This is a genomic window from Streptomyces sp. NPDC056296, from assembly GCF_042268605.1.
In the GTDB taxonomy this organism is placed as follows: Bacteria; Actinomycetota; Actinomycetes; order Streptomycetales; family Streptomycetaceae; genus Streptomyces.
The window spans coordinates 1-26,086 of the sequence record NZ_JBHJRX010000034.1 but is presented as its reverse complement, the minus strand read 5'-3'; the positions used below and the strand labels follow the sequence as shown (position 1 = coordinate 26,086).

Here is a 26,086-nt window from a genome sequence, read left to right as displayed (position 1 = left end):
CGTGCTTCCGATTGCAGTATGCCCGGGCATGATCCACCGGCCCTCCGGGCAGGGGAGACGTTGTCCAGTACCAGACACCTCAGGGGGGCCTCCGTGACGACAGGCGGAAGAGACGCCACTGCTTCGCCGGAGGGAGCGGGCGACGACACTCCCCTGCGGCGGGCCATCGGTCCCAAACTGCTGATCCTTTTCGTGATCGGCGACATCCTCGGTACCGGCATCTACGCGACCACCGGTCAGGTCGCGGGCAAGGTCGGCGGGGCGCTGTGGCTGCCGTTCGTCATCGGGTTCGTCGTGGCGATCCTGACAGCGGCCTCCTACGTCGAGCTCGTCGGCAAGTATCCGAAGGCGGCCGGGGCCGCGCTGTACACCCAGAAGGCGTTCCAGGTACCGTTCCTGACCTTCATCGTCGCCTTTATGGTCATGTGTTCGGGCCTGTCCTCGGCGAGCGCGGCAGCGCGCGCCTTCAGCGGCGACTACCTCGCCGAGTTCACGGACTTCTTCCCGCCCACTCTCATCGCGATCCTGTTCATCCTCGCCCTCGCGGCCCTCAATCTGCGCGGCGTGTCCGAGTCGGTGAAGACCAATGTGGTTCTCACCCTGGTCGAACTGACCGGCCTGTTCGTCATCCTCGCCGTCGGTGCCTGGGCGGTCCTCACCGGTGACGGTGACCCCTCCCGACTCGGCGAGTTCCAGGCCGGGGGCACCGGCTACGCGCTGATCACCAGCGTGCTGGGCGCGACGGCCCTCGGCTTCTTCGCCTTCGTGGGCTTCGAGGACTCCGTCAACATGGCGGAGGAGACCCAGGATCCGGTGCGTACGTTTCCGCGCGCCATCTTCATCGGCGTCGCCGTCACCGGGACCGTCTACGTCCTGGTCGCCCTGGTCTCCTCGCTGCTCGTCGACTACCGCGTGCTGGAGGGCTCCAGCGGCCCGCTGCTGGAGGTCGTCAAGGCGGGCGGGCTGGACTTCCCGCCGAAGCTGTTCGCGCTGATCGCCCTGTTCGCGGTCACGAACTCGGCACTGATCAACATCATGATGGCCTCCCGGCTCTGCTACGGCATGGCGAACGAACGCATCCTGCCGCGCGCCCTGGGCCGCGTCCTTCCCCGGCGCCGTACTCCAGTCGTCGGGATCGTCTTCGTCTCCGTACTCGCCATCGGACTGGTCTCCACCGGGCAGATCGCGGGCCTCGGCGACACCACGGCCTTTCTGCTCCTGTGCGTGTTCGCCGTCGTCAACATCGCCGTACTGGTCCTGCGCCGCGACCGCGTCGAGCACAAGCACTTCCGTACGCCGACCGCTCTGCCGGTGCTGGGCGCGGTCACCTCCCTGATTCTGGCCAGCCCTTTGTCCGACCGGCCCGCGCACGTCTACATCCGGGCGGGCGTGCTGCTGGTCATCGGCATCGGGCTGTGGGTGCTGAACAGGACGGTGATGAAGGCACGCGGCGAGACGTGAGCCGCAGCATCAACGTCCTGCGCAGTCACCCGGAGTGCAAGAGGATCGCTACTTGGGGCAACCGGTGTCCGGGGCGCGCGACTGCTGCGCGTCGAACAGGTCGCCCTTCATGTACAGGCAGGTGGGTGCGGAGCCCATGTCGTGGATGTTGGCGATCCGCAGGATCGCGAGGTTGCGCTCGTTGCCGATGCGTGAGGCTCGAAAGTCGATCTTCCCGGTCGCACCCTGGTACGTGTTCTCCCGCAGCTCCTGGGCGATCCCTGCCCGGTGCGGCGCCACACCCTTCGTCTCCGTGTCCAACTGCTGGTGCAGCGTGGAAGTGGCTTCGACGAGCAGTCCCGCCACGTCGTACGCCGTGCCGGTCCGTTCTGCCGGCCACGGCGTCTGCGGTGACTCCTTCTCGGGCAGCGCCTTCCCGAGTTCCGTGCGCAGCTTTCCGTAGCCCGCGCAGAACGCGTCCAAGGGCGTCCCGGCTCCCATCAGGGGCGCGGGACGTCCCTCCTGCGAGCACGACGCACCCGCCAGCGTCACGAGGCTGCCCATCCCGACGTACGACATCGACCGGTTCGCCAGCGCACTCTGCTTACGATTCTCCCCCTGCGCGACGAACCGGGAGACCGCGTCGGCGGCGACGATGAGGGGCAACTTCCGCTGACTGGTGCAGCCGTTGGTCACGGACCGGATGAAGTCCCCGAAGTCGTCCTCGCGTCCTATGTAGTAGACGATCTCATCGCTCCGGTCGACGCCGTCCGCACACAGCGAGGCCACCTCACCGGCTGACTCGTCCCATGTCACCTCTGCCACAGGCACGTTCCGTTCGCCCAGCTCGGTGTCGGCGGCCTTGACCAGAGTGTCGATGTAACTGTCCGTTCGGTCAGGATGGTGGAGAGTGACCTTCTGCGCCTCAAGCAGCTGCGCGTAGCCGGCGATCAGCCGAGCCTGCACCGTGTTGTCCGGGACCATCTGGAAGTACAGCGGCGATCTTTCGCCGAGCCCCGAACCGGTCAGAGTGGTACCGATGGCCGGAACACCGGCGAGGCCGATCTCGGTGATCGCCTGTTCGGTCTCCTCGACCGTGCGGTCCAGCCCGACCACGGCAACCACCGAAGGATCCTCGTCGAACAGCGGTCGGAGCATGTCGCGCGCCACCTCGGGCGCCTTGCGCATACCGTCTCCACCGTTCGCCACGAGGACGCGCAGGAGCGGCTGCGTCTTGGACTTGACGTTCTGTGCCCGCTGGCGCAGGAGGAGCCCCTCGAGTTCCTCCGCAGCGGCGTGATCGGTGTCGGGCGCGGCCTCGCGGTGGGTCAGCCCCACGAAGTGGACGATGCTGAGATAGGGGCGGCCGGGCTGCTGGCGATGCAGCTTCTTCGCCGTCTCGTTCTGCGCGAAGATCGCCTGCTGGGCCCAGCGCAGACGCTTGTTGGTACCGAAGACCTGTACGGCGTCGTCGCTGTAGCCGATGCACTGGCGGTCGTCCGGGCCGACCTCGACGGTCTTGACCGATACGCCGTCGTGGAAGCCGGCGCGGAAGTACACGCACTCGGCGGCCCACGAGTCGATGACGTTCCGGGTCACTGGAAGCAGCACCAGGACCATGGCGAGCGCCAGCAGGGTTTCGCCGACGCCCCGTCGGGACAGCACGGGAGGCGAGGGCGGACGGAAGTCCCCTGACCTCACCCCGACTTCCCGACGGTCGGGCTGGTCCACCTGCGCGGGCGGCAGCGCGAGCCACAGGTAACGGGCGTTCTCCACCAGGCGTTGCCGTTTGCTGGGCAGGTTGTCCAGCCACGCCCTCAGCGCGTCAGGGGCGTCCTGGGCACTGCGGAGAACGCCGGCGTCCCCCGCCTCGAGCGCGGCCGGGCGTTCGTCGGTCGCCGCGATGACGAGGAGGGGGTCGAGTTCTCCGGTCTCGTTGCGGACCTCGCTGATGAGCCGCAGCAGGTCCCAGCCGCCATTGCCATCGGTGAGATTGTCGAGCAGGACGGTCGTGTAGGTCGTACGGCGCCACCCCGAGCGCTTGGGAAAGACGACCCAGCGTCGACGACGGTACGCCCGGCGCAGATCCTCCAGGAACGCATGCACCAGCAGCTTCTTGATCTGCTCGAGGTTCTCCGCTTCCCGACCGCGTTCCGTGAGCCGCTCGGCGAAGCCGCGGAAGCTGGTCGAGTGGCGGGGCACCATGAACGGCTGTCGCCGCATGAACCAGCGTGCCTCCCGCCCCAGGCCGGGGCTGCGCCGCCCCAGCCAGCGCAGCCCCAGACGGCGGCCGGCCTCCACGAGTACATACAGGGTGGACCCGATGAGGCTGAAGGCTGAGGGGGCGGCGGCGGTGGAGGTGGTGAGAGCGCCGGGATCCGACCGGTGCGCCCGGCCACTCCAATGGCGCAGCAGGTCGGCGAGTTGTTGCTCGTGGCGTCCCGGCGTGGGCGACAGCCGCTGTCCGGTCAGCCAGTCGGCCAGTCGGTAGTAGTCGAAGCGGAAGGGGCGCCCGGGACCGAAGCGGTCGCCGGCGAGTTTGGTCCTCAACTCGTCGAGCAGCGGAATCAGCGGAAGCGACCGGTCCTGGACGTCTTGCCAGCGGTCCGTCACCGAGTCGTCCACCGAGCGGGCGTCGATATAGGCGTGGGGTACCGAGGACCGGTAGTCGGACGCCTCCAGCCGCTCATTGAGCGCGGAGAGGAAATCGTCCGGGCCTTGGTCGCGCACGAGACAGACCAGCGGTAGTGGCCGTTCGCCTCGGACTTCGTCGTCCGAGGTCCTGGCCAGGAACCGGGGTCGCTGAGCCAACTCCCTGATTGTGGACAACAGTTCGGTGGCGCCGGTGAAAGGAGACCCCGTCTCTGGCATATCTGGCAGGCTACCCGCGTCCGTCACCTCCGATGCGCGATTTGCGCCAGAACGTGCAAGGTGCACGTGTGACGGCGGCCCTCCGGTCGCGTAAGCGGGGCCCGGACGCGCGACGGTGCGCGCCCGGGCCCGGCGACCGGTATCCGGTGTCCCCTCGCCGCTGGGTGGCGCACCATGTATCACAAGGGACTACATCGCCCCGCGGACGCGCCGCGCCGGGCGACGAGGGGGAGGAGAACGGTGGACGGGCATCGATCGGAGGCGGCGGCCGCGCAGATGCGGGAGGCGGCGCGTGTGCTGCTGTCCGTGCTGGAGCCGGAGCAGGTGAGCGAGCTGCGTGCGGGGCCCGCCAGGCTGGACGCGCCCGAACTACGGGAGTGGACCTACCTGCCGGGCCCGCGCCCCGGTCTGCCCACCGAGGGTCTCGACGGCCGGCAGCGCGAGGCTGTCGATGCGCTGCTGGCCGCGGCGCACAGTGCGCCGGGCGCGGAGCTGGCGCGCGGGGCGATCGAGGTGGAGCGGCACCGTCGTGCCATGGTCGGCGCCACGGGGGCCGACCGCTACTGGGTGCGACTGCTGGGCGACCCGGACGGTGACGCTCCTTGGGGCTGGCGGATGAACGGCCACCACCTCGCCGTACACGTACTGATCACGGCGGCCGGGATTCGGGTGACACCGCACTTCGTCGGTGCGGAGCCGGCGCGGATCACGGACGGTCCGCAGGCCGGACGCCGACTGCTGGGGCCGGAGGAGGATCTGGCCCGGGACCTGGTCACGGACCTGGACGTCGACCGACGGGCGAGGGCGGTCTTCGCGGCCGCGCCGCCGGACGACATCCTGACCCGCGCCGACCCGTTCGTCGGTCCGGACCAGTTGCCCGGCGGCCTGCCGTACGGCGACATGACCTCCGGCCAGCAGCGCCTCCTTGAGCGCCTGGTGCGCCGCTACCTCGACCGCGCGCCCGCGGAGTACGCGCAGGAGTGCTGGTCCGACCTGGTGGCGCGTGGACTGGACGCCCTCTCGTTCGCCTGGGCCGGTGGCCGCGCACCCGGGGACCGGCACTATTACTGCGTCCGAGCCCCGGACCTGCTCATCGAGTACGACAACACCCAGGACGACGGCAATCACGCCCACTCGGTCTGGCGGCATGTCCGCCACGACTGGGGCGCCGATCTGCTGCGCGCGCACTACACGGAGCAGCACGGCTAGAGGGAGCCCGAGCCCGGGCGGACCGGACCGGACCAGCACGACGGGCGTGTGTCAGCGCGGGGTGTCACGCTGAGGTCACACAGGACCTGCGAAAGGGAATCGCCGTGATCACCAACGACTTCGTCCCCGGCTCCCCCTGCTGGCTCGACCTCGGCACCCCCGACGTCCGTGGTTCAGCGGCCTTCTACAGTGCCGTGTTCGGCTGGGACTACGAGTCCATGGGAGAGGACATGGAAGGGGGCGTGTTCCGCAAGGACGGCAAGATCGTCGCCGGACTCGGCAAGCTCACCGAAGAGGGCGCGCGCTCCGCCTGGATGATCTACTACTGCGTCACCGACGCGGACGTCACGACCGAGACCGTGCGGAGCGCGGGCGGCACGGTGCGGGTGGCGCCGATGGACCTCGACGACTGGGGCCGGATGGCCCAGTACAACGACGCTTCGGGTGGCCAGTTCGCCGTATGGCAGCCGGGGACGAACAAGGGCGTCGAACTGGTGGACCAGCCCGGCTCGCTGTCCTGGACCGAGCTGTACACGAGCGACGCGGCAGCGGCCAAGGTGTTCTACGGCGGTGTCTTCGGCTGGCAGTTCGGTGACATGGAGCTGCCGGGCGGCGGGGGCACGTACTCTCTCATCACTCCGGCCGGCCTTCCCGAGGAGCGCATGCACGGCGGCCTCATGGAGGTCCGCGAAAAGGATCTCGCCCTGGCGAACGGCCGACCGTACTGGCACCCGGTCTTCGCCGTCGCCGACTGCGACGCCGCGGTCGCCGCGGTCACCGGGAACGGCGGCAGGGTGCAGATGGGCCCCGAGGACGCGGAGGGCGTCGGCCGGCTGGCCGTATGCGTCGATCCGTCGAACGCGGACTTCGTGGTGCTGACCCCGGCCCAAGGGTGACCGAACCACTCGCCGAAGCACTCGCCGGGCCGCTGGGCCGGCCCGGCGGTGGCTCACGCACGTCCGGCCGCGCGATCTCGATCCCCTGACCGTCGGAACGGCCATTCCCCGAACGTTCGAGAGGCCCACCCATGATCTTCATCACCGCCAGGTTCCGCGTCCGGCCCGAGCACGCCGACGACTGGCCCGACATCACCCGCGCCTTCACCGAGGCGACCCGCGGCGAACCGGGGTGCCTGTGGTTCGACTGGTCCCGCGGCGTCGACGACCCGACCGAGTACGTGCTGCTCGAAGCGTTCCGCGACGACGAGGCCGGTGCCGCGCACGTCGGTTCCGGCCACTTCGCCGAAGCCCGGAGGACGTTGCCGCCCCACCTGGTGGAAACGCCCCGGATCGTCAACGTCACGGTCCCGCAGGAGGACTGGTCCCTGCTCGGGGAGATGGCGGTCCCGGGAGACGACTGAGACGTTCTCGCGCCTTCGCCGGAAGACGCGGTCGCCGTCCCGCAGGTAGCACACGAGGTGCATTGAGTGAAGGCACGACAACTCCTGTACCTGGCTGGTGCCCCACGTGCAGCCCTCGCACTGCCCGGCCGCGTCGTGGCCGTGGTGCCACACGAAGCAGTAGGCGATGAGCTGTCGGCGCCCTTTGAAGGCGGCGCGCGGTCCTACGCGCTGCCGCCATGCTCGGACACGCTCTTGTCCCATCGCCGTAGTCGCGTTCGCGCCCGTCAGCCCGTGACGTCCGGTTGCGGACGCTCCGCCAGTTCCTTGATCCGCGACAGGCGGGTCTCCCAGGAGCGGCCTATCCGGTCGAGTTCGTGGGCCAGCGCGCCGAGTCGGGCCCCGACGGCGATGTGGACGACCTCGCGCCCACGTTGCTCGGACTCGACCAACCCGACCTCGCGCAACACCTCCAGGTGCTTGCCGATCGCCTGCCGACTCACCGGCAGGACCCTGGCCAGCGCGGACGCCGACATCGGGCCCTGACCGAGCCGGGTGAGGATCTCCCAGCGCGTCGCGTCGCCGAGAGCGGCACACACGACGGGAAGGGCGGGGGCGGTCACGAGTGCCCCGTCGGGGCCGGCGCGTTCTTCTCGACGAACGCCTTCGCGGCCGCCAGCTCGGTGAGCCAGCCCTTGTCGTTGCCCTCGCGCTCCTTCAGCCACGCCGCCGGATCGTCGGCGAGACCGGAGAACCCGCTCTCGACCACACGCAGGGTCACTCCGCCGCCGTCCCGCTCGTCGATCCAGAACTCGACCAGGGTCGAGGGCCTCGACTCGTCCCGGGACGGGGTCCCGATCCAGCGGAACGCCGCGTAGCGCGGCTTGTCCAGCTCCACGGTCCGGAACCGGAACTCGCCCATCGAAGGATGGCGCACCACGGCCACGTCGCCCTCGTGGCGCAGGTCCGGCTCGGCCTCGACCGCGCCGTCATTGATGTACCAGCCGGGCCGTACGACCAGCTCCCATACCCGGTCGGCCGGGGCGTCGATGTCGATCTGCCGGTCGATCCGGTCGAGCTCCGCGCCGGTGTGGGTGGTGTTGTTCATGGCTTTCTCCCTCACTTCTCTCGATGCAACTCAATGGTTGCACTTCTTGTCATCGAGTGCAACCGAAAGGTTGCATTCAATGCCTCAATGGCGGAACCGGTGGGGGGAACCGGTGGGGAGGAGCGACCACAGAACTAGGTCTTTGGTGCCGGTCAACCAGGGGCCGCGGTCCGATCCGCCGCCCCCGCGGCAATGGCTAGCGTCTCACCATGCGTATAGGACTACTTGGCACCGGCAACGTCGCCCGAGCACTGGCCCACGGCTGGAGCGCCGCAGGACACGATGTGCTCCTCGGTTCGCGCCGGCCCGGGGACCGGACAGACCTCGGTCTCCCCGTAGCGACCCTGAATGAAACAGCCGCGCACGCGGAGGTGCTCGTCAACGCCACTCCGGGGACCGTCTCCGTGGACCTGCTGCACTCCATAGGGGCATCGGCCCTGGCGGGAACCCTGCTGATCGACGTCGGGGTCGGCCTCTCCGACGACTTCAGCGAGCTCTCCCACCCCAACAGCAGTCTGGGGGAACAGATTCAGAAAGCCTTCCCGTCGACCCCCGTCGTCAAGACGTTGTGCACCATGGACTCCACCGTGATGACCGCCCCGGACGGTCTCGCGGGCCCGAGCACCGTCTTCCTCTCCGGCGATGACGCCGAAGCCAAGCGGACCACGGGCCGACTGCTCACCGACCTGGGCTGGCCCTCGTCGTCCCAACTGGACATCGGCGGCATCAGTACCGCCCGCGGACAGGAGCACTTCGCCCTGCTCTTCATGGGCATCGCGGGCGGCCTGGGGGCACACACGTTCAACATCAACGCGGTCACCCGTCCCTCTGTCTAGGATTCTGGGGCTCGATGCCCCAGGTGGCGGCTTTCGCGGCGGCGGCCGCGCGGTTGGGGAGGTCGAGCTTGGCGAGGATGTGCCCGATGTGGGTCCCCACGGTGCGCGGCGTGATGAAGAGCCGCTCGGCGATCTCACGGTTGGTGCGGCCGGTGGTCAGTTCGGGCCAGGCCGATGCGCTGCTCGGGGCCGCTGACCCGGCCGGTGGCCTTCGACTCGCGCAGCACCATGGTGGCGACGCCCTGGCGCCACTCCGGGAACGTGACCGGGGCGTCTGACCCGCTCGCGACCCGCACACCGGCATCGATGGCGTCGCGGTAGGGCCATGCGTACGCGGCTCGTTCGGCACCGACGAAGTCCTCCTCCATGTCGGCGACGGTCCACTTGATGGTGGGGTTCATGTTGACGCCGAAGCCGTGCGCGGCCAGTACCTTCATGCTGTGGGCGGTGTGGAAGTCGCCGTGGATGACGTAGTGGCGGGCGTCGGGTCGCGGATACTCGGTCATGGCCGCGGCGAAGGCGTCCGTGACGGTGTCGACGGCCCGGTCGCCGGTGACGTGGACGCCCAGTTGGTACCCGGCGGTGTGGGCACGCCGGATCATGGTGTCGATCTCGGCGGTCCGCTCGGTGTCGTTCTCGCCGCCGACGCACAGGGAGCCGCAGCCGCCGCCGACGTACGGCTCGTTCATCCAGGCCGTCCTGTTGGGGACGATGCCGTCGGCGAAGACCTTGACCCCGTGGATGGCGAGGCGGCGCGGGTCGGTGTCGCCGGACTCTCCGGATTCGCCGAGGTCGGCGAGGACGCGGGCGAACTCCTCGGCGGTGCCGGCCATTCCGGTGGGCAGCAGCAGGACGCCTACGCGTGCGGTCAGTTCGCCTTCGGCCAGCAGCCGACGGTAGACGTCGAGGGTCTGCGCGCCGAGCGCGCCCCGCATGATGCCGTCACCACCGGGGCCGAGGCCGGGCTCGGAGTAACTGGTCACGCCGAGCCGGGCGAGCGTGGCGAGGGCCGACCTGATCGCGTCGGTCCGCTCCTGCCGGCTGAGCGGCGGCAGCGCGTTCTGGACCAGGGCCTGGGCACCCTCGTGGAGCAGTCCGGTCGGCTCCCCGGCTGCGTCCACGACAATGGCCCCGCCGGGCGGCGCCACGGTGTGCCGGTCGATCCCGATGAGCTCCAGCGCCTTGGCGTTGACCCAGGTGGCGTGCCCGGAGAAGGAGTAGAGCACGACGGGGTGGTCCGGACTCACGGCGTCCAGGTCGTGCCGCGAGGGCAGCCGCGACGGATCGGAGACGCACTCTCGGAGGTAACCGGTGTCCCAGCCGTGCCCCGTGATCCACTGCCCGCCCGGAGCCCGCCCGACGGCCGTCCGCACCGCCTCGGCCACGTCCGCCAGGGAGGACACGGCGGGATGGCCGAGGTCGACGGAGAGCGGTGGCGTCGCCATGCCGAAGGCGCACCCGTGCAGATGGGAATCGTTGATGCCCGGCAGCAGCGTCGCCCCCCCGCAGGTCGATCACCCGGGTCGCGGGCCCGACGAGCGGCGCGACGTCGTCCCGCCCACCGACGGCACTGATGGTCCCACCGGTCACCGCCAGGGCCGAGGCGACGGAGAACTCCGCGTCGACCGTGACCACCCGTCCGCCGAGAAACACCAGATCCGCATACGTGTCCATGGAAGGTCCCTTTCGAAAACCGGGCGCACGACGGCCACCCGCGAACGATCTCCCGAGGACTATGACGACACCGCCGCCTCCCGCACATCGGTCATTCCACCGATGTGCGTCAGGCCTTCTCAGTCGTCGATGAGGGCATTCACGACGGCTCCGGCCACCCGGGCGGCCCGCTCCGGTGTCCAGTAGGCCGGTTCCTCCATGGTGGAGACGTAGTAGCCGCGGGTCAGTAGTGACAGGACATCGGCGGCGAGGTCGGCATCCGGAATTCCCGCGGCCGTCGACGCTTCGAGGAACTCCTGGCGTGTTTCACGCGGTTCCTGGCGGTCGACCTCGGCGGAGTCGTTGTGCGCCGAGGAGAGCATCTCGACCCAGAGTGTCCGCAACAGCAGGTCCTCGGGTTCCGTGCTGAGGTGCCACTCCACGGTCGCCCGCAGCCGGTCCGCGCCGACCAGATCGCCCAGGCGGGCTTCCAGGTCGGTCCGCCACCGGGACTCCGCCGCGCGGACCGCGTTGGTGATCAGAGCCGTCCGTGTCGGCACGTAATTGGTGACCATCGCCGTGGAGCCGCCGAGCTCCTTGGCGACGGCACGGATGGTGACCGCACTCGCCCCGTCACGGGCGGCAACAGCGAGGGTCGCCTGGGCGATTGCCTTGCGGCGCTGGACTTCGTCGACGTCGATCGGCATGGCAGCAACCTAGCTCAGAGGGGGGTTGACGCTGAACAAGCGAAATGTAACTCTGTTATATTACGTTGTTTTTTGACCTTGCTTCCGTGGAGGCCCCATGAGCCTTGTCATCCGGCGCGTCACCCCGGAGCCCGTCCCGCCGCAGGCGCGGCAGCACAGGGTGCGCATGCGTGACGGTGTCCTGCTGGCGACCGATGTGTACGGCGCCGATCCGGAAAGCCCGGCACCGACCGTGCTGACCCGTCTGCCGTACGACAAGAACAGCCGGTACGTCTTCTTCGACCGGATCGCGGAACGCTTCACGGCGCGTGGCTACGTCGTGGTGGTCCAGGACGTCCGCGGCAAGTTCCGCTCGCAGGGCCGGACGCTCGGCTGGACCGGGGAAGTGGACGACGGGTACGACACCCTGGAGTGGATCGCCCGCCAGCCGTGGTCGGACGGGACCGTCGGGATGTTCGGCGACTCCTACTACGGGTTCACCCAGTGGTCGGCGGTCTCCAGCCAGCATCCCGCTCTCCGCGCGATCGTCCCCCGGGTCACCTGCACCAACAACGGCCCTGGTATCGCCAGTTACGACACCGGTGCCGGCCCCCAGCCCCTGTGGCTGGAAGGAGCCACCTATCAGGCGCAGGTCTGGACGGACGACGCCACCTATGAGTTCGACGTCGATCTCACTACGCGTCCGCTCGTCGCCGCGTACGACGAGGCGTTCGCCGCGATCGGCAAACGCTCGGCCGGTTTCGACCTCGTCGTCGGCGGCATCCCCCTCGCCCCGTACAACGGGCCTCATCCCTATGAGGCGCGACCGGTGCCCGTCCTGCACTGCGTGGGCTGGTTCGACAACCTCGGTACCGCCCACATGCGCGACTACACCGAACTGGCCCGGCGCCCCGGATGGGCGGCCGTGCAGTATCTGTTCGCCGACACGATCGACCACGAGAACTACTTCCTGGAGAACGCCCCGGTGCCACCCGACGCCGACCACCTGGTCGACGACGCCGCCCTGGAGCGCATGCTCGACTCCTATACGGGACCGGCCGTCGAGTTCTTCGACGTCTTCCTCAAGGGCACCGCCCGGCCCGAGTCATTGCCCCGCGTGCGCTGGAAGCTCGGCCACGTGGGCTGGCGCACCGCTTCCACCTGGCCGCCGCCCGAAGCCACGGTCACCGAACTGTACTTGGCGGACCCGGCTGCGGCGGCCGGCACAGTCCCCGGAGGGAAGCTCGCCCCGGACACGGACACGGACACGGACACGGACACGGACGCGGCCGACGGATCGGAATCGGCGGAGTGGCGCTACGACCCGGACGATCTCGTGCCGTCGGCCGCGGCGGACACCTTCATGCAGTTGCGCGACCACGTCGACGAGCGCCGCACACTCGACCGGGACGACGTCCTCGTGTTCACGAGCACCGTGTCCGACACGCCACTCGACCTCGCCGGCCCCGTGCACGCGGTGCTGCATGTGGAGAGCACGGCACCGACGTTCGACGTGTTCGTGCGCCTCCTCGACCTCGCGCCGGACGGCACGGCCCGCCTGATCGTGCGCGGCTGTGCGCAGGCCGACGGGCCCAGGGAGGTGGAGATAGCCCTGGGGCACACCGGCTACCGGGTACGCCCGGGGCACCGACTCGCGCTGATGATCGCAGGCAGCGACTTCCCGAACCACCTGCCCAACTCCGGTTCCCTGGAGAGCCCATGGCTCACGACCGCTCCCAAGGCGAGCCTGCAGACGCTCCGGACCGGTCCCGCCCACCCCTCCCGTCTGCGCCTGACCGTCCTGCCCGCCGACGGCGAAGGAGGTGACCCCAGATGACCCTCCGCTTCGCCGCCACCCGGCTCGGCATGCTCGTCGTGACCGTGCTCGTCTCCAGCCTGGCCATCTACGGCGCCATGTTCCTCACGCCCGGAGACCCCGCCACCCTGCTCGTCGGCGGCAGCCGCGACCCCGATCCCGCGGTCCTGGCGCGGATCCGCCAGGAGTACCACCTGGACGATCCGTTCATCCAGGGGTACTGGCAGTGGCTGAGCGGCTGCCTGCACGGTGACTTCGGACAGTCCCTCGTCTACCGCGACTCCGTCGCCGGCCTCATCGGCGCGCGGGCCGGCGACACCCTCGCCCTCGTCGGGTATGCCTCCGTCCTCGTCCTCACCGTCGGCACCGCCATCGGCACCGTCGCCGCGCTGCGCGGCGGCCGCACCGAAACACTCACCACGGCCCTCACCGCGGGCGCGATGGCGGTACCGACCTTCATCATGTCGGTCCTGCTCATCTGGCTCTTCGCCGTGCAGCTCCCGTGGTTCCCGGTCTACGGCTCCGGCGAGGGCATGACCGGTACCCTCGCCCACCTGACGCTGCCCGCCCTCGCGCTGGCGATGACCTGGATCGGTTACGTCGCCCAGGTGACCCGCACCGCCGTCCGCGCGGAGACGCGCTCGGAGCACGTGGAGACCGCACGCAGCCGCGGCGTACCCGAATGGACGGTGATCAGACGGCACGTGCTGCACAACGCGTCGGCCCCCGTCTTCGCGGTGTCCGGCGTCGGCATCGCCGGTCTCATCGCCACCGCCGCCGTCGCCGAGCAGGCCTTCGGCACCGGCGGACTCGGAGCTCTCATGATCGAGGCGGCCTCCAAGCAGGACATGGCCGTGGTCCAGGCCGTGTCACTGATCTTCGTGGTCGTGTTCGTCGTCATCAACACCGCCGTCGACCTGGTCAGCGTCGCGCTTGACCCCCGAGCCGCACAGAAGGGGGCCCGATGACCGCCGCCCTGTTCACCCGGACAACCACCCGGCCACGGACCGGACGCCCCCGCGACCACCTGACGCTCGGCGCGGGATGTGTCGTCGTCCTGTTCGTCCTGCTGGCCGTCTTCGGACCGCTGATCGCCCCGCACGATCCGAACGCGGTCGACCCGCTGAATGTCAACGCCGACCCCTCCGCGGCCCATCTGCTCGGCACGGACGACACCGGACGCGACATCCTGTCCCGGCTGATCGCCGGTACCCGTGCCAGCCTGGCCGCCCCCGCCGTGGTGATAGCCGTCTCCACGACACTCGGCACCCTCCTCGCGCTGACCGCCGCCTGGTTCGGCGGGTGGCTCGACCGATTCGTCTCGGGCGCTCTGGACGTCGTGTTCGGCTTCCCGGGCCTGATCATGGCCGTCCTCGTCGCGGCCGTCTTCGGGGCGGGGCTCACCGCGCCGATCGTGGCCCTGTCGATCGCCTACCTGCCCCTGATCACCCGCGTGGTCCGATCGGCCGCGATGAAGGAACGTGCTCTGCCGTACGTGTCGGCGCTGCAGCTCCTCGGCGTCCCCACCACCCGCATCTGGCTGCGGCACCTGTTGCCGAACCTGCTGCCGCTCGTCCTGGTCCAGGCCACCATCGGCTTCGGGTACGCCCTGCTCGACGTCGCCGCGATCTCCTTCCTGGGACTCGGCAGCCAGCCCCCGGACCCGGAGTGGGGACTGATGGTGTCCAACGGATCCGCCTCGATCCTCGCCGGCCATCCACAGCAGTCGCTGTACGCGGGCCTCGCCATCCTGGCCGTCGTCGTCGCGTTCAACCTGCTGGGGACCGGGCTGTCCCGACGTCTGCTCGGAGAGAACGCATGAGCTCACCACCGCTCCTCCGGATCAACGCGCTCAGAATCGACCTGCCCCTCGACGGGGCCGTGCGCACCGTCGTCCACCGCGCCGACGTGAGCATTCCCGAGGGGACGGCCGTTGCCCTGGTGGGCGAGTCGGGATCGGGCAAGTCCCTCACGGCACGCTCGGTACTGGGACTGCTGCCCAGGGGCGCGCGCGTCCACGGGGACCTGCTGTTCGCGGGGGAGTCCGTGCCGGCCATGAAGCCGGAGCGCCTGCGCGCGTTCCGTGCCGCCGATGTCGCCATGGTGTTCCAGGACCCGAGAGCCCACATCAACCCGGCCCGCAGCGTCGGCGACTTCCTGGTGGAGGGGCTGACCACCGCACGCGGTGTTCCGGTCGCCGCCGCGATCACGAAGGTCACGGGGATTCTGCGCGAGGTCGGCATCGCCGACGCGGAGCGGCGTATGCGGCAACGGCCCCACGAGCTGTCGGGAGGCTTGCTCCAACGCGTCATGATCGCCGCCGCGCTCGCCGCCGAACCGCGGCTGCTGCTCGCCGACGAGCCGACCACCGCGCTCGACGTCACGACGCAGGAAGAGGTGATGGCCATCATCGGAGAGACCCGCGAAGCCCGCGGGCTCGCCATGCTGTTCATCACCCACGACCTCGAACTGGCGGCCGCCGTGTGCGACAGGGTCGCGGTGATGTACGCGGGCTCGACGGTGGAAGACCTGCCCGCCGACCGGCTGAGAGGCCGTGCGGCACACCCGTACACGAGCGCCCTGCTCGCCTCCCGCCCCTCGGTCGACGCCGCCGACGCGGAGCTGCGTTCCATCTCCGGCAGGCCCCTGTCCGGTTTCGAAGTGCCCCGGGGATGCGCCTTCAGCGCCCGGTGTCCCCGCGTGCGGGAGCTGTGCCGCAGCGACCGGCCGCTACCGCGTCCCGCCGGTGACGGCACGGCGGCCTGTCACTTCCCCCACACGTTCTCGTCCGAGGAGGCCGGCAGACATGCTTGAAGTGCGCAACCTGCGGAAGGTGTTCGGCGGCTTCGTCGCTGTGGACGACGTGACCTTCTCGCTGGCGGAGCGCGGCTCCCTGGCGGTCGTCGGCGAGTCGGGCTCCGGCAAGACGACCACCGCCCGCATGATCGCCGGGCTCGAGACTCCCAGTGGCGGACACATCGCCGTCGCGGGCGACGAGCGGCGGCCGGGACGGACGCGATCACGCGAGAGACGTCCGCGCGGCCGGCGGATCCAGATGGTCTTTCAGGACCCCTACTCGTCCCTCGACCGGCGCCAGCGGGTGCGCGACGCCGTCGCCGAGGCGGTCCTGCTGCATCGGCGCCTGCCCCCGGACCGGCTCCGGGACCGGGTGGAGGAGCTGCTCGACATGGTGGGCCTGGACGACCGGCAGGCGGGTTCCCTGCCCAAGGCACTGTCGGGCGGGCAGCGTCAGCGCGTCGCCATCGCACGCGCCCTGGCGGCCGAGCCGCGGGTGCTGATCCTGGACGAGGCGATCGCGGCCCTGGACGTTTCCATCCAGGCGCAGATCCTGGCCCTGCTCGCGCGGATCCGCGCGGACACCGGGACCGCCCTGCTGTTCATCACGCACGACCTCGCGGCAGTCCGGCACATCAGTGACGACGTGCTGGTGATGCGGGCGGGGAGGGCGGTCGAGCATGGTCCGGTCACAACGGTCCTCGGCAGCCCGCAGGATCCGTACACCCAGCGCCTGATCGAGTCCATTCCCAAGCCGGGCTGGCGACCGCGGAGAAGGGCGGACACGACTGCCGCCTGACGGGTTACGCGAAGCAGGTTCCATGCGGGAAGACGTTGGCCCCACCCCTTCCGGGGCGGGGCCAACGTCTTCCCGCCGGACCGGCGGCCGGGCAGGTCCGGCGAGAGTCAGCCGGTCTGTCCGCCGGAGAACGGCGGCCGGCTCCGCGTCGCCCGGGCCTCGATCGCCGTGGCGACGTGCAGCAACAGGTCCTCCTGAAAGCGTCCGCCGATCAGCTGCACCCCGGACGGGAGCCCGTCCCTGATGCCGGTCGGGACGGACATCGCCGGGAAGCCGAGCACCGGGACCGCCTGCATCGGCCACTGCGCGGCCAGCAACTCGCTCAACCGGGCATCACCGGCGAGGTCCGCGTCCTGCTCGAACGGCGGCTCGGCGCAGACCGGCGTGAGCACGATCCGGTCGTTGCCCAGCAACCGCTGAAGGCGGCTGATGAGTGTGCCGCGACGGGCGTAGCCCCTGATGTACTCGGTGAGGCTGGGGTGTTCGCCCCAGATCTCCGCGGCCGCGGCGAAGGAGGACACGAGCGAGACGCGTACGGAATCGTCACCGAACTGCTCGATCTCGGACATCATCGTCCGCAACTCCTGGTAGAGCAGCAGCGACCACAGCCGGGCGGCCTCGCCGAGCAGCGGCAGCTCGATCTCCTCCACCTCGTGGCCTGCCTCGCCGAGCCAGCGGGCCGCGTCGTCGATGGCGGCGTTCACGGTGGGATGGGGTTTGGCCAGTCCCGCGTCGCGAACGATCGCGACCTTGACCGGGCCGGGCTCGCCCAGGGGCGGGCGTGCGGGGATGCCCACGGGGTCGTTGAGGTCCGGGGTCACCATGGCGTGCAGACCTCGGCGGACATCGTCGACGGTCCAGCCGAGCGGCCCGTGCACCGCCATGGTCTGGAACGACATCGGGCTGTCGAACTCCTCCGCGCCGCGCGGCTCCGCACCGGAGACCAGGCCCACTGTGGGGCGCAGTCCGACGGCGCCGCAGCAGTAGGCGGGGAAGCGGACGGAACCGCCGATGTCGTTGCCCTGCGCGATCGGGGTCATCCCGGCGGCGACCGAGGCGGCGGCGCCTCCGGAGGAGCCGCCCGGGGTACGGCCGGGGTGCCACGGGTTGAGGGTCCTGCCGTGCAGGTCGTTGGCGGTGAACCAGCGCACGGCGAAGGCCGGGCTGTTGCTGCGGCCGAGGAAGGTCGCCCCGGCGTCGCGGAGACCGGCGACGCACACGGCGTCGTCCTGGGCGAAGGCGCCGGCCCAGGCCGCGACGCCGTGCGAGCTGGCGTATCCGCGCAGCGAGGTGTTGATCTTGGTGGAGATCGGGACACCGAGCAACGGGGGCAGCTCCCCGCCCGCGGCGACGGCCGCGTCCGCAGCGGCGGCCTGCGCCAGCGCCTCCTCGGGACGGATGTCCACCAGGGCGTTGAGCGCCGGGTTGGTCTCGTCGATACGGGCGAGGAAGGCCTGGGCGACCTCGGTCGCGGAGAAGTCCTTCGCACGGATTCCGGCGGCCAGTTCGGCAGCCGAACGGTCCCACAGCGGCTTGCCGCCCGGAACATCGGTCATCGTTGTCTCCTGTGCTGAGGGTATGCGGGTCACTTGCCGGTGCCGCCGAGGTGGGCCGCCCACGGCATGCCCATGTAGGCGAACGACGTGGGTGCGCCGCTGACGCGCTTGTTCATGAACATCCGTTCGTGCGTGGTGGCCAGGTGGACCACCGGGGTGGTGGGGGTGAAGAGGGCCTGGGCCTCGGCGTACGCCTTGGCCGTCGCAGCCGGGTCGGAGGAGGTACGCGCCTGGTCCAGGAGCCGGGTCACCTCGGGGTTGTCGTAGTTCGTCCAGTTGAAGAGGCCGCGGGGGGTGACGCTCTCGGCCACGTAGGACGCCGGGTCGGGCATGGTGACGTATCCGAAGGTCAGGACGAGGTCGAGGCCCTCGCGGACCGAGGGGTCGTAGAAGAGGGAGGACATCTCGGTGGGCTGGAGCTGCTTGATCTCGATGTCGACGCCGATCTTCTTGGCCGCGGCCTGGATGAACGTCAGTGCCTGCAGTCCGCGCTGGTCACCGGCGGGGATGGCGGCCACCAGGGGCCGGGAGACCGGCCCGGCCCGGTCCAGCAGCTGCTTCGCCCGCTCCACGTCCGGCTTCGGTACGGCGGGCAGCTTCTCGTAGGCCGCGTCGTACTGTGCGGCCGCCTCGTCCCCGCGCCAGGTGAGCGGCGGGACGAGCGACTTCAGGGTGGTGGCGTCGCCGCCGAAGACGTTCCTGATCAGCGCCTCGCGGTCGATGACGTGCGACAGGGCGTCCAGGAGCGCGCGGTCGGCGGCGGGCGACTCTCCGTTGGCGGGGATCAGCAGCACGTTCTGGGTCGACGGACCGAGATGGACGGCGCCACTGTCGGCCTTGGCGAGCGCGGTGGCGCTGCTGGGCGGCAGTTCGTAGGTGCCGTCCACCTCACCGGAGAGAAGCGCGCTGGTGAGCGTGTTGCTGTTGGTGATGAACTTGAAGGTGACCTCGGCCGCCTTGGCCTTGAGCCCGGTGTCCCAGTAGGCGTCGTTGCGTTCGAGGGTGATGCTGTCGCCGGACTTCCACGACCCCAGCTCGAACGGTCCCGTGCACATCAGGCCGCCCTTGGCGCTGCCGTAGGCGGAACCCGCCTTCTCGGCGTACGCCTTCTTGTTCACCGCGCCGAACGAGGTCGACAGTGCCTTGGGCAGGGTCTGGTCGTAGGTCTTGGTGCGCAGGGTCACCTGATGCGGGCCGGTGGCCCTGATCGACGTGACGGCGGCGAGGTAGTTCCCGTAGAGCGCCTGTGTCTTCGGGTCCCGCTGCCGCTCCAGGCTGTGGATCACGTCCTGTGGCGTCATGGGGGAGCCGTCCCAGAACTTCACGTCGGAGCGCAGGTCGAGCACCAGGGTGCGGTCGTCGGTCCAGCCGACCTTCCGGGCGAGTCCGGGGCTCAGCGAGAAGTCGGCGTTCATCCGCGTCAGCGTGTCGCAGAGGTTCGCCCCTACCGTCTGGGGCGAGTAGTCGCCCACCTTCGCGGGGTCCAGCGTCGTGGGCTCGCCGTAGGGAAGCGCCCAGGTCACGCGGTCGACCTCGGCGGTTCCGGGCTCGGTGGTGGTGGTGAGCCGACTGGCGCTCCCGGGTGTTTCGTCGGCTTCGTTGGAGGAGGTGGTGCATGCCGTCGAGGCCAGCAGCCCCACGCCCACGAGCCCTGTCAGCATTCGATTTTTCGCAGCCATGGCGATGCTCCTTGCCGAGAGGAGTGAGAAAGGAAGGGGAAGGGGGGAGGTCCGCGCCGGGGAGGTGGGGCTGTCGGCGGGCGTCGTAAACGAACGTCATATAACGCTGTTGCGTAACACGCTTGCATCTGGTGAGCTAACGAGTCAAGAGCGCTGCGTGACGATCACACGCGCTGAATGAGCACGTCATCCCGCCCCGGAGAATCGGAGAAGTGCCATGTCCTTCACTCCCGCCCTCGCCTTCGCCTTCGAGATCCGTGCCGAGGTGACCGGCACACTGCATATCGGCCACGGTGACGGGGAGGTCGCCGAGTTCACGCCCATTGTCGGAGGCAGCGTGGAGGGACCTCTCCTGCGCGGAAAGGTGCTGCCGGGTGGCGGTGACTGGAGCAGTACGCGGGGAGAGGTCTGCGAGCTGGAGGCGCGCTATCTGCTCCAGGCCGACGACGGTGCCGTGATCGACATCGTCAACCGTGGCTACTACCGGCCGAAGGCCGACAGTCCGGACCAGTTCGACGGGGATCTGCAGGTCGCGGAGGCTGGCCACTACTACCGGACGTCGCCGGTCTTCCGCACGGACGCCCCCGCTCACCGCTGGCTCGCCGAGACGGTCTTCGTCGGCCTCGCCCGCCCGGAGGGCGAGGATGTCGTCGCCATCCGGATGTACGCGCTCAGGTAGCGGTCGTGCCGCCGGTGACCGGTGTGCCCGCATCGGTCACCGGCGGCGTTGCCGCCCACGCGGTTCAGGAAAGTGACCGCCACGCGTGATTCAGGGCGTCCCGGAACAGACCGACCTGCTCGGCGTCCAGGTCGGCGACCATGCGCTCCTCGAGTTCGCGAGCCGGCGCGGCGTACTCGGCCAGAAGCCGGCGTCCCGCGTCGGCGAGCAGGATCAGGCGCTCGCGGCGGTTGTCGGGGTTGGGTTCGCGGCGGATCAGGCCGCGGTTCTCCAGTGTGCGGACCATGTCGGCCATGGTCTGGGCGGTGACGAAGGAGTCGCGGGCGAGTTGCGCGGCGGAAATGCCGTCGTGCCGCTCCAGCACGGTGAGGGCGGTGTACTGCAGCGCCGTGATGCCCGCCGGCTTGAGCAGCTCGTCCAGGCGGGCGCGCACCGCCAACTCCGTTCTCTTGACCAGGTAGAGCAGCGAAGGGCTCACGGCGGTCCTCCTGTGGTGATGGTCCGGGCGGGGCCGACCGGGTGGCTCCTGCGCTGGATACCGCCGGTGCGGCGGTACGTCTCACCCTAGGGCATTGACAGGAATCCTGTTGATTACCAGACTGCAGACTGTCGTTCATCAGGATTCCTGTCGATCTCGGCGCACGCCGGTCGTTCACCCCCTCCTCACGAGAGGCACCCTCCATGGATCTGCACGGGAAAGTCGCCGTCGTCACGGGCAGTGGACGCGGCCTCGGACTCGGGTACGCCCGGGCCCTCGCCGCGGCCGGAGCCGCTGTCGTCGTCAACGATGTCGACCAGGACACGGTCGACGCCGCCGTCGCCACCGTCACGCGGGAAGGCGGCAAAGCGGCCGGTGTAGTGGCGGCCGTGGGCGACAGCGAGGCGGCTCAGCAGGTCGTGGACGCGGCCGTGCGGGAATTCGGGCGCCTGGACGTGCTGGTCACCAATGCCGGCATCCTGCGTGACCGCGTGTTGTGGAAGATGACCGACGACGACTTCGACGCCGTCGTCCGCGTCCACCTGCGCGGCACCTTCACCTGTGCCCGGGCGGCCGCCACCCGCATGCGGGAGCAGGGCACCAGTGGCCGCCTCGTCCTCATCTCCTCGCCGGCCGGACAGCGCGGCAACTTCGGCCAGACCAACTACGCCGCGGCCAAGGCGGGCATCGTGGCGATGGCGCGGACCTGGGCGATGGAGCTTGCCAGGGCCCAGATCACGGTCAACGCCGTCGTGCCGGTCGCGGCCACCGAGATGACCAAGACCATCCCGGCGTTCGCGCCGGTCATCGAGGAGGCCGAGCGCACCGGCGATCCGCTGCCGGACTGGCTGCGCAGGGACGAGGGCCTCGGCACGGTCGAGGACGTCGCCTCGCTGATCACCTTCCTGGCCTCGGACGCCTCCAAGGGCGTCACCGGACAGGCCATCGGAATCGGCGGCGACCGGCTGGCGCTGTGGGCGCACCCCAAGGAGAAGGCGGTCGCCTTCGCCGACGGCGGCTGGAGCGCCGACGCCATCGCCGAGCAGTGGACCGACGGTGTCGGCGCCGAGCCGGAGACGTACGGCATCCCGGCTCCGAAGGCGCCGGGGGCCTGAGATGGGCGACCTCACCCTTGACCTCGACCGGCTGACCGCCATCGACGTGCACACCCATGCCGAAGTGTCCAAGGACGGCCACGGGGCGCTCAGCCCAGAACTCCTCGGTGCCTCGGAGAAGTACTTCAAGGCGCACGGTCACCGGCAACCGACGATCGACGAGATGGCCGCCCACTACCGCGAACGCCGCATGGCCGCCGTGGTGTTCACCGTGGACGCCGAACACGCCACCGGGCACCCGAGGATCTCGAACCAGGAGATCGCCGAGAGCTGCGCCGCCCACGCCGACGTGCTCATCCCGTTCGCCAGTGTCGACCCGCACAAGGGCCGGGCCGGAGCCAGGGAGGCCCGCCGCCTGGTGGAGGAGTACGGCGTACGGGGCTTCAAGTTCCACCCGAGCATCCAGGCCTTCTCACCCGACGACCCGATGGCCTACCCGCTGTACGAGGCCATCGAGGAACTCGGCGTGCCCGCCCTGTTCCACACCGGCCAGACCGGTATCGGGGCCGGCGTCCCGGGCGGGGGCGGGATACGACTGAAGTACTCCAACCCCATGCTGGTCGACGACGTCGCCGTGGACTTCCCACAGTTGCGCATCATCCTGGCGCACCCGTCTTTCCCCTGGCAGGACGAGGCCCTCGCCGTGGCCACGCACAAGCCGTACGTCCACATCGACCTGTCCGGCTGGTCGCCGAAGTACTTCCCGCCGCAGCTGGTGCGCTACGCCAACAGCCTGCTGCAGGACAAGGTCCTCTTCGGCTCCGACTACCCGGTCATCACCCCCGACCGGTGGCTGGCGGACTTCGAGAAGCTCGACATCAAGCCCGAGGTCCGGCCCAAGATCCTCAAGGAGAACGCCGCCCGTCTGCTCGGTCTGACCAAGGACTGAAGGAGTCGTTGTGTTGAACCAAGGCATCGGCTCGTGGCCGGCCCGCCGGGCCCGCAAGACGCCCGACCGCACCGCCCTCGTCCACGAGGACAACGCCTGGACCTACCGCGAGCTGCACCAGCGCGTCCTGCGCCTCGCCCACGCCCTGCGCGCACTGGGAGTGGCACGCGGCCACCGGATCGCCTACCTGGGACCCAACCACCCGGCCTTCCTGGAAACGCTGTTCGCGGCCGGTGTGCTCGGTGCGGTCTTCGTCCCGCTCAACATCCGGCTGGCCGCCCCGGAACTGGCGTACGGCCTGTCCGACTCGGGCAGCACCGTCCTCGTCCACGCGCCGGAGCAGGCCGACGCCGCCCGCGCCGCCGCCGGACAGGCCGGCGTACCTCACCGTGTCGCGCTCGACGGGCCCGGCGACGGCGGCCTCGGCTACGAGGAACTGCTCACGGCCCACGGGACGGACCCGCTGGACGAGACCGTGGCCCCCGATGACCCCTGCATGATCATGTACACCTCCGGAACCACCGGTCGGCCCAAGGGAGCGGTCCTCTCCCACGCCAACATCACCTGGAACAGCGTCAACGTCCTCGTCGACACCGACCTCGCCGCGGACGAGGTGACCCTGGTCGTCGCGCCCCTGTTCCACACCGCGGGCCTCAACATGACGTGTCTGCCCACCCTGCTCAAGGGCGGCAGGGTCGTGCTGCTCGGCGCGTTCGACGCCGAGCGGGTACTGGAGACCATCGAGGGCCGGCGCGTCACCCACATGTTCGCCGTCCCCACGATGTACGACGCGATGGCCGCCCTGCCCCGCTGGACGACGACGGACCTGTCCAGCCTGCGCACCGTCAACTGCGGCGGCGCACCGGTCCCCACCCGCACCATCGACACGTACCTCGCCCGCGGACTGGCCTTCAGCCAGGGCTACGGCATGACCGAGGCGTCCCCCGGAGTCCTCTTCCTGGACAAGGCGGAGGCCGCGGCCAAGGCGGGCTCCGCCGGAGTCCCGCACTTCTTCACCGACACCCGCGTGGTGCTGCCCGACGGGCGCGACGCCGAACCCGGGCACCGCGGCGAGATCCTCGTCCATGGCCCCAACGTCATGACCGGCTACTGGGGCCTGCCCGCCGACACCGAGGCCGCCTTGACCGACGACCACTGGCTGCGCACCGGCGACATCGCCCGCGTCGACGCCGACGGGTTCGCCTACATCGTCGACCGGGTCAAGGACATGTTCGTCTCGGGCGGAGAGAACGTCTACCCGGCCGAGGTCGAGGACGTGCTCCTCACCCACCCGGCCGTCAGCGAATGCGCGGTCATCGGCGTACCCGACCGGACCTGGGGCGAAGTGGGCCGCGCCGTCGTCGTCCTGAAGCCCGGCGCCGTCGCCGACGAGCCGGACATCCTCGGCCACCTGCGGGGCAGGCTCGCCAAGTACAAGATCCCCAAGTCCGTGGTAGTCACGGACACCCTGCCTCGTACGGCCTCCGGGAAGATCATCAAGCCCGTCGTGCGCGACCGCTACGCGAGCGCCCCCGGCGGCCATCGCTCCCACCCGTAACGCGCCCGCTTCACCCATGCCCGCCCCGCCCCACCGAGAGGAACCCCCATGCCCACCATCGCCAACGGCCTCGACGCGCTCAAGTCCCTCAGCGGAGCCGACCTCGGCCGCACCGAATGGCGAGAGATCACCCAGGAACGGGTCAACACCTTCGCCGACGCCACCGACGACCACCAGTGGATCCACACCGACCCGCGGAAGGCCGCGAACGGCCCCTTCGGCGGCCCCATCGCCCACGGCTACCTCACTCTCTCCCTCGTCATCCCGCTCTTCGGCGAACTGCTGGACATCACCGGCGTATCCATGAGCGTCAACTACGGCCTGGACAAGGTCCGTTTCCCCAGCCCCGTCCCCGTCGGGGCGAGGATCCGCCTGCACGGCGCCGTCGGCAGCGTGCAGGAGGTCAAGGGCAACGGTGTCCAGATGCCGCTGACGTTCACCGTGGAGACGGAAGGCAGCGACAAGCCCGCCTGCGTGGCCCAGGCCGTGTACCGCCACTACGCCTGACGTCTCCCGACCTCGAAGCACAGACCGGGCCCCGTTACGCGGGCGGGGGCCATACGGGTGGCCTTCGCAGTGGCCACCAGTCCGCCCGGCGGCCGGCGGCGGATCCCGTTCAGAGCCTTCGGCGATTCAGTCCGAGGCCTCCTGAAAGGGAACAAGAGATGCGTAAATGTACTGTCGCGACGGCCGGGGTGGTCCTCGCCGCCCTGTGCGCCGTCCCGGCACTCGCAGCCCCGGGCACGCAGGCCGCGTCCCAGCACAAAGGGCTGACCGCGATCGGTCTCACCAGCGACCAGCGTCTGGTCGAGTTCCACGTCGACAAGCCGGCCAAGACCTGGTCACTGGGTAAGGTCTCCGGGTTGTCCGGGGACACCAGCATCGTGGGAATCGACTTCCGGGTGCAGAACGAGAGGCTGTACGGCGTCGGTGACGAGGGGGGCATCTACACCCTCAACACCATGAACGCGAAGGCGACGAAGGTCTCCCAGCTGACGGTCGCGCTCTCCGGCACCGCCTTCGGTGTGGACTTCAACCCGGCCGCGAACCGGCTGCGGGTCATCTCCGACACGGGGCAGAACCTGCGGCACAACATCGACGACCCGGCGGCCCCTCGAACCACCACCGTCGACGGCACCCTCACCAACCCCACGACCCCGCCGTCCACCGCCATGGGGGTCACCGGCGCCGCCTACACCAACAACGACCTCAGCGCGGCGACCGCGACGACCCTGTTCGACCTCGACACGACGGCCGACCGGATCTCTCTGCAGTCCCCGGCCAACGCCGGAACCCTCGCTCCCACCGGCAACCTCGGTGTCGACGCCCGCCTGGACGCCGGCTTCGACATCTACTACAGCCCGGCCACCGGCATGAACCACGGGTTCGCCGCCATCGGCTCGGCAGGCACCTACCGCCTGTACGGGGTGGACGTCCTGACCGGCAAGGCCACGGACATGGGTGCGTTCCCGAAGAAGTACCAGGTCACCGACCTGGCCCTGCCGGTCGACCAGAGGTAGCCGCACCACCCGGACACGACAGGAGGCGGCCTGCGAGACTCCGACCGGAGTCTCGCAGG

The 26,086-nt window shown here is 69.9% G+C and carries 25 protein-coding genes; 16 read left to right on the top strand and 9 right to left on the bottom strand.

The window, feature by feature from the left end; all coding sequences use genetic code 11:
* The first annotated feature begins 93 nt into the window (after positions 1-93).
* Complete coding sequence (locus ACFCZF_RS24380) at positions 94-1,461, top strand: APC family permease (RefSeq protein WP_376673458.1); 1,368 nt, start codon at positions 94-96, stop codon at positions 1,459-1,461.
* Positions 1,462-1,509: 48 nt separating this feature from the next.
* On the opposite strand, the gene ACFCZF_RS24375 is transcribed toward ACFCZF_RS24380, so the two are convergent.
* The gene (locus tag ACFCZF_RS24375; protein WP_376673457.1) at positions 1,510-4,251 is read right to left on the bottom strand and encodes a hypothetical protein; all 2,742 of its coding nucleotides are present in this window, start codon (positions 4,249-4,251) and stop codon (positions 1,510-1,512) included.
* Positions 4,252-4,551: 300 nt separating this feature from the next.
* On the opposite strand from ACFCZF_RS24375, the gene ACFCZF_RS24370 reads away from it, so the two are divergent.
* From ACFCZF_RS24370 to ACFCZF_RS24360, 3 genes are all read left to right on the top strand, one after another.
* Positions 4,552-5,520 carry a DUF3500 domain-containing protein gene (locus ACFCZF_RS24370; RefSeq protein WP_376673456.1) on the top strand — a complete coding sequence of 323 codons (969 nt, stop codon included), beginning with the start codon at positions 4,552-4,554 and terminating at the stop codon, positions 5,518-5,520.
* A gap of 104 nt (positions 5,521-5,624) precedes the next feature.
* On the top strand, positions 5,625-6,416 hold the full coding sequence (locus tag ACFCZF_RS24365; protein ID WP_376673455.1) for a VOC family protein: 792 nt from the start codon (positions 5,625-5,627) through the stop codon (positions 6,414-6,416).
* A gap of 131 nt (positions 6,417-6,547) precedes the next feature.
* Positions 6,548-6,880 (top strand): putative quinol monooxygenase, encoded by a 333-nt coding sequence (locus ACFCZF_RS24360; RefSeq protein ID WP_375918225.1) that lies wholly within the window; start codon positions 6,548-6,550, stop codon positions 6,878-6,880.
* A gap of 266 nt (positions 6,881-7,146) precedes the next feature.
* Here the strand turns inward: ACFCZF_RS24360 and ACFCZF_RS24355 are convergent, their stop codons facing one another.
* Together ACFCZF_RS24355 and ACFCZF_RS24350 are read right to left on the bottom strand one after the other, a co-directional pair.
* Entirely contained in the window at positions 7,147-7,482 is a 336-nt protein-coding gene (locus ACFCZF_RS24355) for an ArsR/SmtB family transcription factor (RefSeq protein WP_375918223.1), read from the bottom strand.
* Positions 7,479-7,967, bottom strand: a complete 489-nt coding sequence (locus tag ACFCZF_RS24350; RefSeq protein WP_376673454.1) for an SRPBCC domain-containing protein — start codon at positions 7,965-7,967, stop codon at positions 7,479-7,481. Before ACFCZF_RS24350 ends, ACFCZF_RS24355 begins: the two co-directional genes overlap by 4 nt.
* Before the next feature lie 209 nt (positions 7,968-8,176).
* On the opposite strand from ACFCZF_RS24350, the gene ACFCZF_RS24345 reads away from it, so the two are divergent.
* On the top strand, positions 8,177-8,803 hold the full coding sequence (locus ACFCZF_RS24345) for an NADPH-dependent F420 reductase (protein WP_376673453.1): 627 nt from the start codon (positions 8,177-8,179) through the stop codon (positions 8,801-8,803).
* Here ACFCZF_RS24345 and ACFCZF_RS24340 read toward each other — a convergent pair.
* From ACFCZF_RS24340 to ACFCZF_RS24330, 3 genes are all read right to left on the bottom strand, one after another.
* Positions 8,784-8,903 carry a hypothetical protein gene (locus ACFCZF_RS24340; protein WP_376673452.1) on the bottom strand — a complete coding sequence of 40 codons (120 nt, stop codon included), beginning with the start codon at positions 8,901-8,903 and terminating at the stop codon, positions 8,784-8,786. The genes ACFCZF_RS24345 and ACFCZF_RS24340 overlap by 20 nt on opposite strands.
* A gap of 34 nt (positions 8,904-8,937) precedes the next feature.
* Positions 8,938-10,248: an amidohydrolase gene (locus tag ACFCZF_RS24335; protein ID WP_376673451.1), complete on the bottom strand. Its 1,311-nt coding sequence runs from the start codon at positions 10,246-10,248 to the stop codon at positions 8,938-8,940.
* 348 nt (positions 10,249-10,596) lie between these two features.
* Complete coding sequence (locus tag ACFCZF_RS24330) at positions 10,597-11,163, bottom strand: TetR/AcrR family transcriptional regulator (protein ID WP_376673450.1); 567 nt, start codon at positions 11,161-11,163, stop codon at positions 10,597-10,599.
* Between the two features lie 97 nt (positions 11,164-11,260).
* On the opposite strand from ACFCZF_RS24330, the gene ACFCZF_RS24325 reads away from it, so the two are divergent.
* The 5 genes from ACFCZF_RS24325 to ACFCZF_RS24305 are packed head-to-tail and all read left to right on the top strand — an operon-like array spanning position 11,261 to position 16,553.
* The gene (locus tag ACFCZF_RS24325; protein ID WP_376673449.1) at positions 11,261-12,979 is read left to right on the top strand and encodes a CocE/NonD family hydrolase; all 1,719 of its coding nucleotides are present in this window, start codon (positions 11,261-11,263) and stop codon (positions 12,977-12,979) included.
* Positions 12,976-13,926: an ABC transporter permease gene (locus tag ACFCZF_RS24320; RefSeq protein ID WP_376673448.1), complete on the top strand. Its 951-nt coding sequence runs from the start codon at positions 12,976-12,978 to the stop codon at positions 13,924-13,926. The genes ACFCZF_RS24325 and ACFCZF_RS24320 overlap by 4 nt, the downstream gene beginning before the upstream one ends.
* Positions 13,923-14,780, top strand: a complete 858-nt coding sequence (locus ACFCZF_RS24315) for an ABC transporter permease (protein WP_376673447.1) — start codon at positions 13,923-13,925, stop codon at positions 14,778-14,780. Before ACFCZF_RS24320 ends, ACFCZF_RS24315 begins: the two co-directional genes overlap by 4 nt.
* On the top strand, positions 14,777-15,772 hold the full coding sequence (locus tag ACFCZF_RS24310; RefSeq protein WP_376673446.1) for an ABC transporter ATP-binding protein: 996 nt from the start codon (positions 14,777-14,779) through the stop codon (positions 15,770-15,772). The genes ACFCZF_RS24315 and ACFCZF_RS24310 overlap by 4 nt, the downstream gene beginning before the upstream one ends.
* On the top strand, positions 15,765-16,553 hold the full coding sequence (locus tag ACFCZF_RS24305; protein ID WP_376673445.1) for an ABC transporter ATP-binding protein: 789 nt from the start codon (positions 15,765-15,767) through the stop codon (positions 16,551-16,553). The genes ACFCZF_RS24310 and ACFCZF_RS24305 overlap by 8 nt, the downstream gene beginning before the upstream one ends.
* A gap of 107 nt (positions 16,554-16,660) precedes the next feature.
* Here the strand turns inward: ACFCZF_RS24305 and ACFCZF_RS24300 are convergent, their stop codons facing one another.
* Entirely contained in the window at positions 16,661-18,109 is a 1,449-nt protein-coding gene (locus ACFCZF_RS24300; protein WP_376673444.1) for an amidase, read from the bottom strand.
* A 29-nt stretch (positions 18,110-18,138) separates the two neighbouring features.
* The gene (locus tag ACFCZF_RS24295) at positions 18,139-19,788 is read right to left on the bottom strand and encodes an ABC transporter substrate-binding protein (RefSeq protein WP_376673443.1); all 1,650 of its coding nucleotides are present in this window, start codon (positions 19,786-19,788) and stop codon (positions 18,139-18,141) included.
* A 217-nt stretch (positions 19,789-20,005) separates the two neighbouring features.
* On the opposite strand from ACFCZF_RS24295, the gene ACFCZF_RS24290 reads away from it, so the two are divergent.
* A complete protein-coding gene (locus ACFCZF_RS24290; protein ID WP_376673442.1) occupies positions 20,006-20,467 on the top strand; it encodes a DUF3237 domain-containing protein in 462 nt (153 codons plus the stop codon).
* Between the two features lie 64 nt (positions 20,468-20,531).
* On the opposite strand, the gene ACFCZF_RS24285 is transcribed toward ACFCZF_RS24290, so the two are convergent.
* On the bottom strand, positions 20,532-20,945 hold the full coding sequence (locus ACFCZF_RS24285) for a MarR family winged helix-turn-helix transcriptional regulator (protein ID WP_376673441.1): 414 nt from the start codon (positions 20,943-20,945) through the stop codon (positions 20,532-20,534).
* 203 nt (positions 20,946-21,148) lie between these two features.
* Here ACFCZF_RS24285 and ACFCZF_RS24280 point away from each other — a divergent pair, with 203 nt between their 5' ends.
* The 5 genes from ACFCZF_RS24280 (at position 21,149) to ACFCZF_RS24260 (ending at position 26,027) form a co-directional block, all read left to right on the top strand.
* Positions 21,149-22,060 carry an SDR family oxidoreductase gene (locus ACFCZF_RS24280; RefSeq protein ID WP_376673440.1) on the top strand — a complete coding sequence of 304 codons (912 nt, stop codon included), beginning with the start codon at positions 21,149-21,151 and terminating at the stop codon, positions 22,058-22,060.
* Between the two features lies 1 nt (position 22,061).
* Positions 22,062-22,949: an amidohydrolase family protein gene (locus ACFCZF_RS24275; RefSeq protein WP_376673439.1), complete on the top strand. Its 888-nt coding sequence runs from the start codon at positions 22,062-22,064 to the stop codon at positions 22,947-22,949.
* A gap of 10 nt (positions 22,950-22,959) precedes the next feature.
* On the top strand, positions 22,960-24,507 hold the full coding sequence (locus ACFCZF_RS24270) for a long-chain fatty acid--CoA ligase (protein ID WP_376673438.1): 1,548 nt from the start codon (positions 22,960-22,962) through the stop codon (positions 24,505-24,507).
* Positions 24,508-24,555: 48 nt separating this feature from the next.
* Complete coding sequence (locus ACFCZF_RS24265) at positions 24,556-25,014, top strand: MaoC family dehydratase (protein ID WP_376673437.1); 459 nt, start codon at positions 24,556-24,558, stop codon at positions 25,012-25,014.
* Positions 25,015-25,172: 158 nt separating this feature from the next.
* Positions 25,173-26,027: a DUF4394 domain-containing protein gene (locus ACFCZF_RS24260; protein WP_376673436.1), complete on the top strand. Its 855-nt coding sequence runs from the start codon at positions 25,173-25,175 to the stop codon at positions 26,025-26,027.
* Positions 26,028-26,086: the final 59 nt, after the last annotated feature.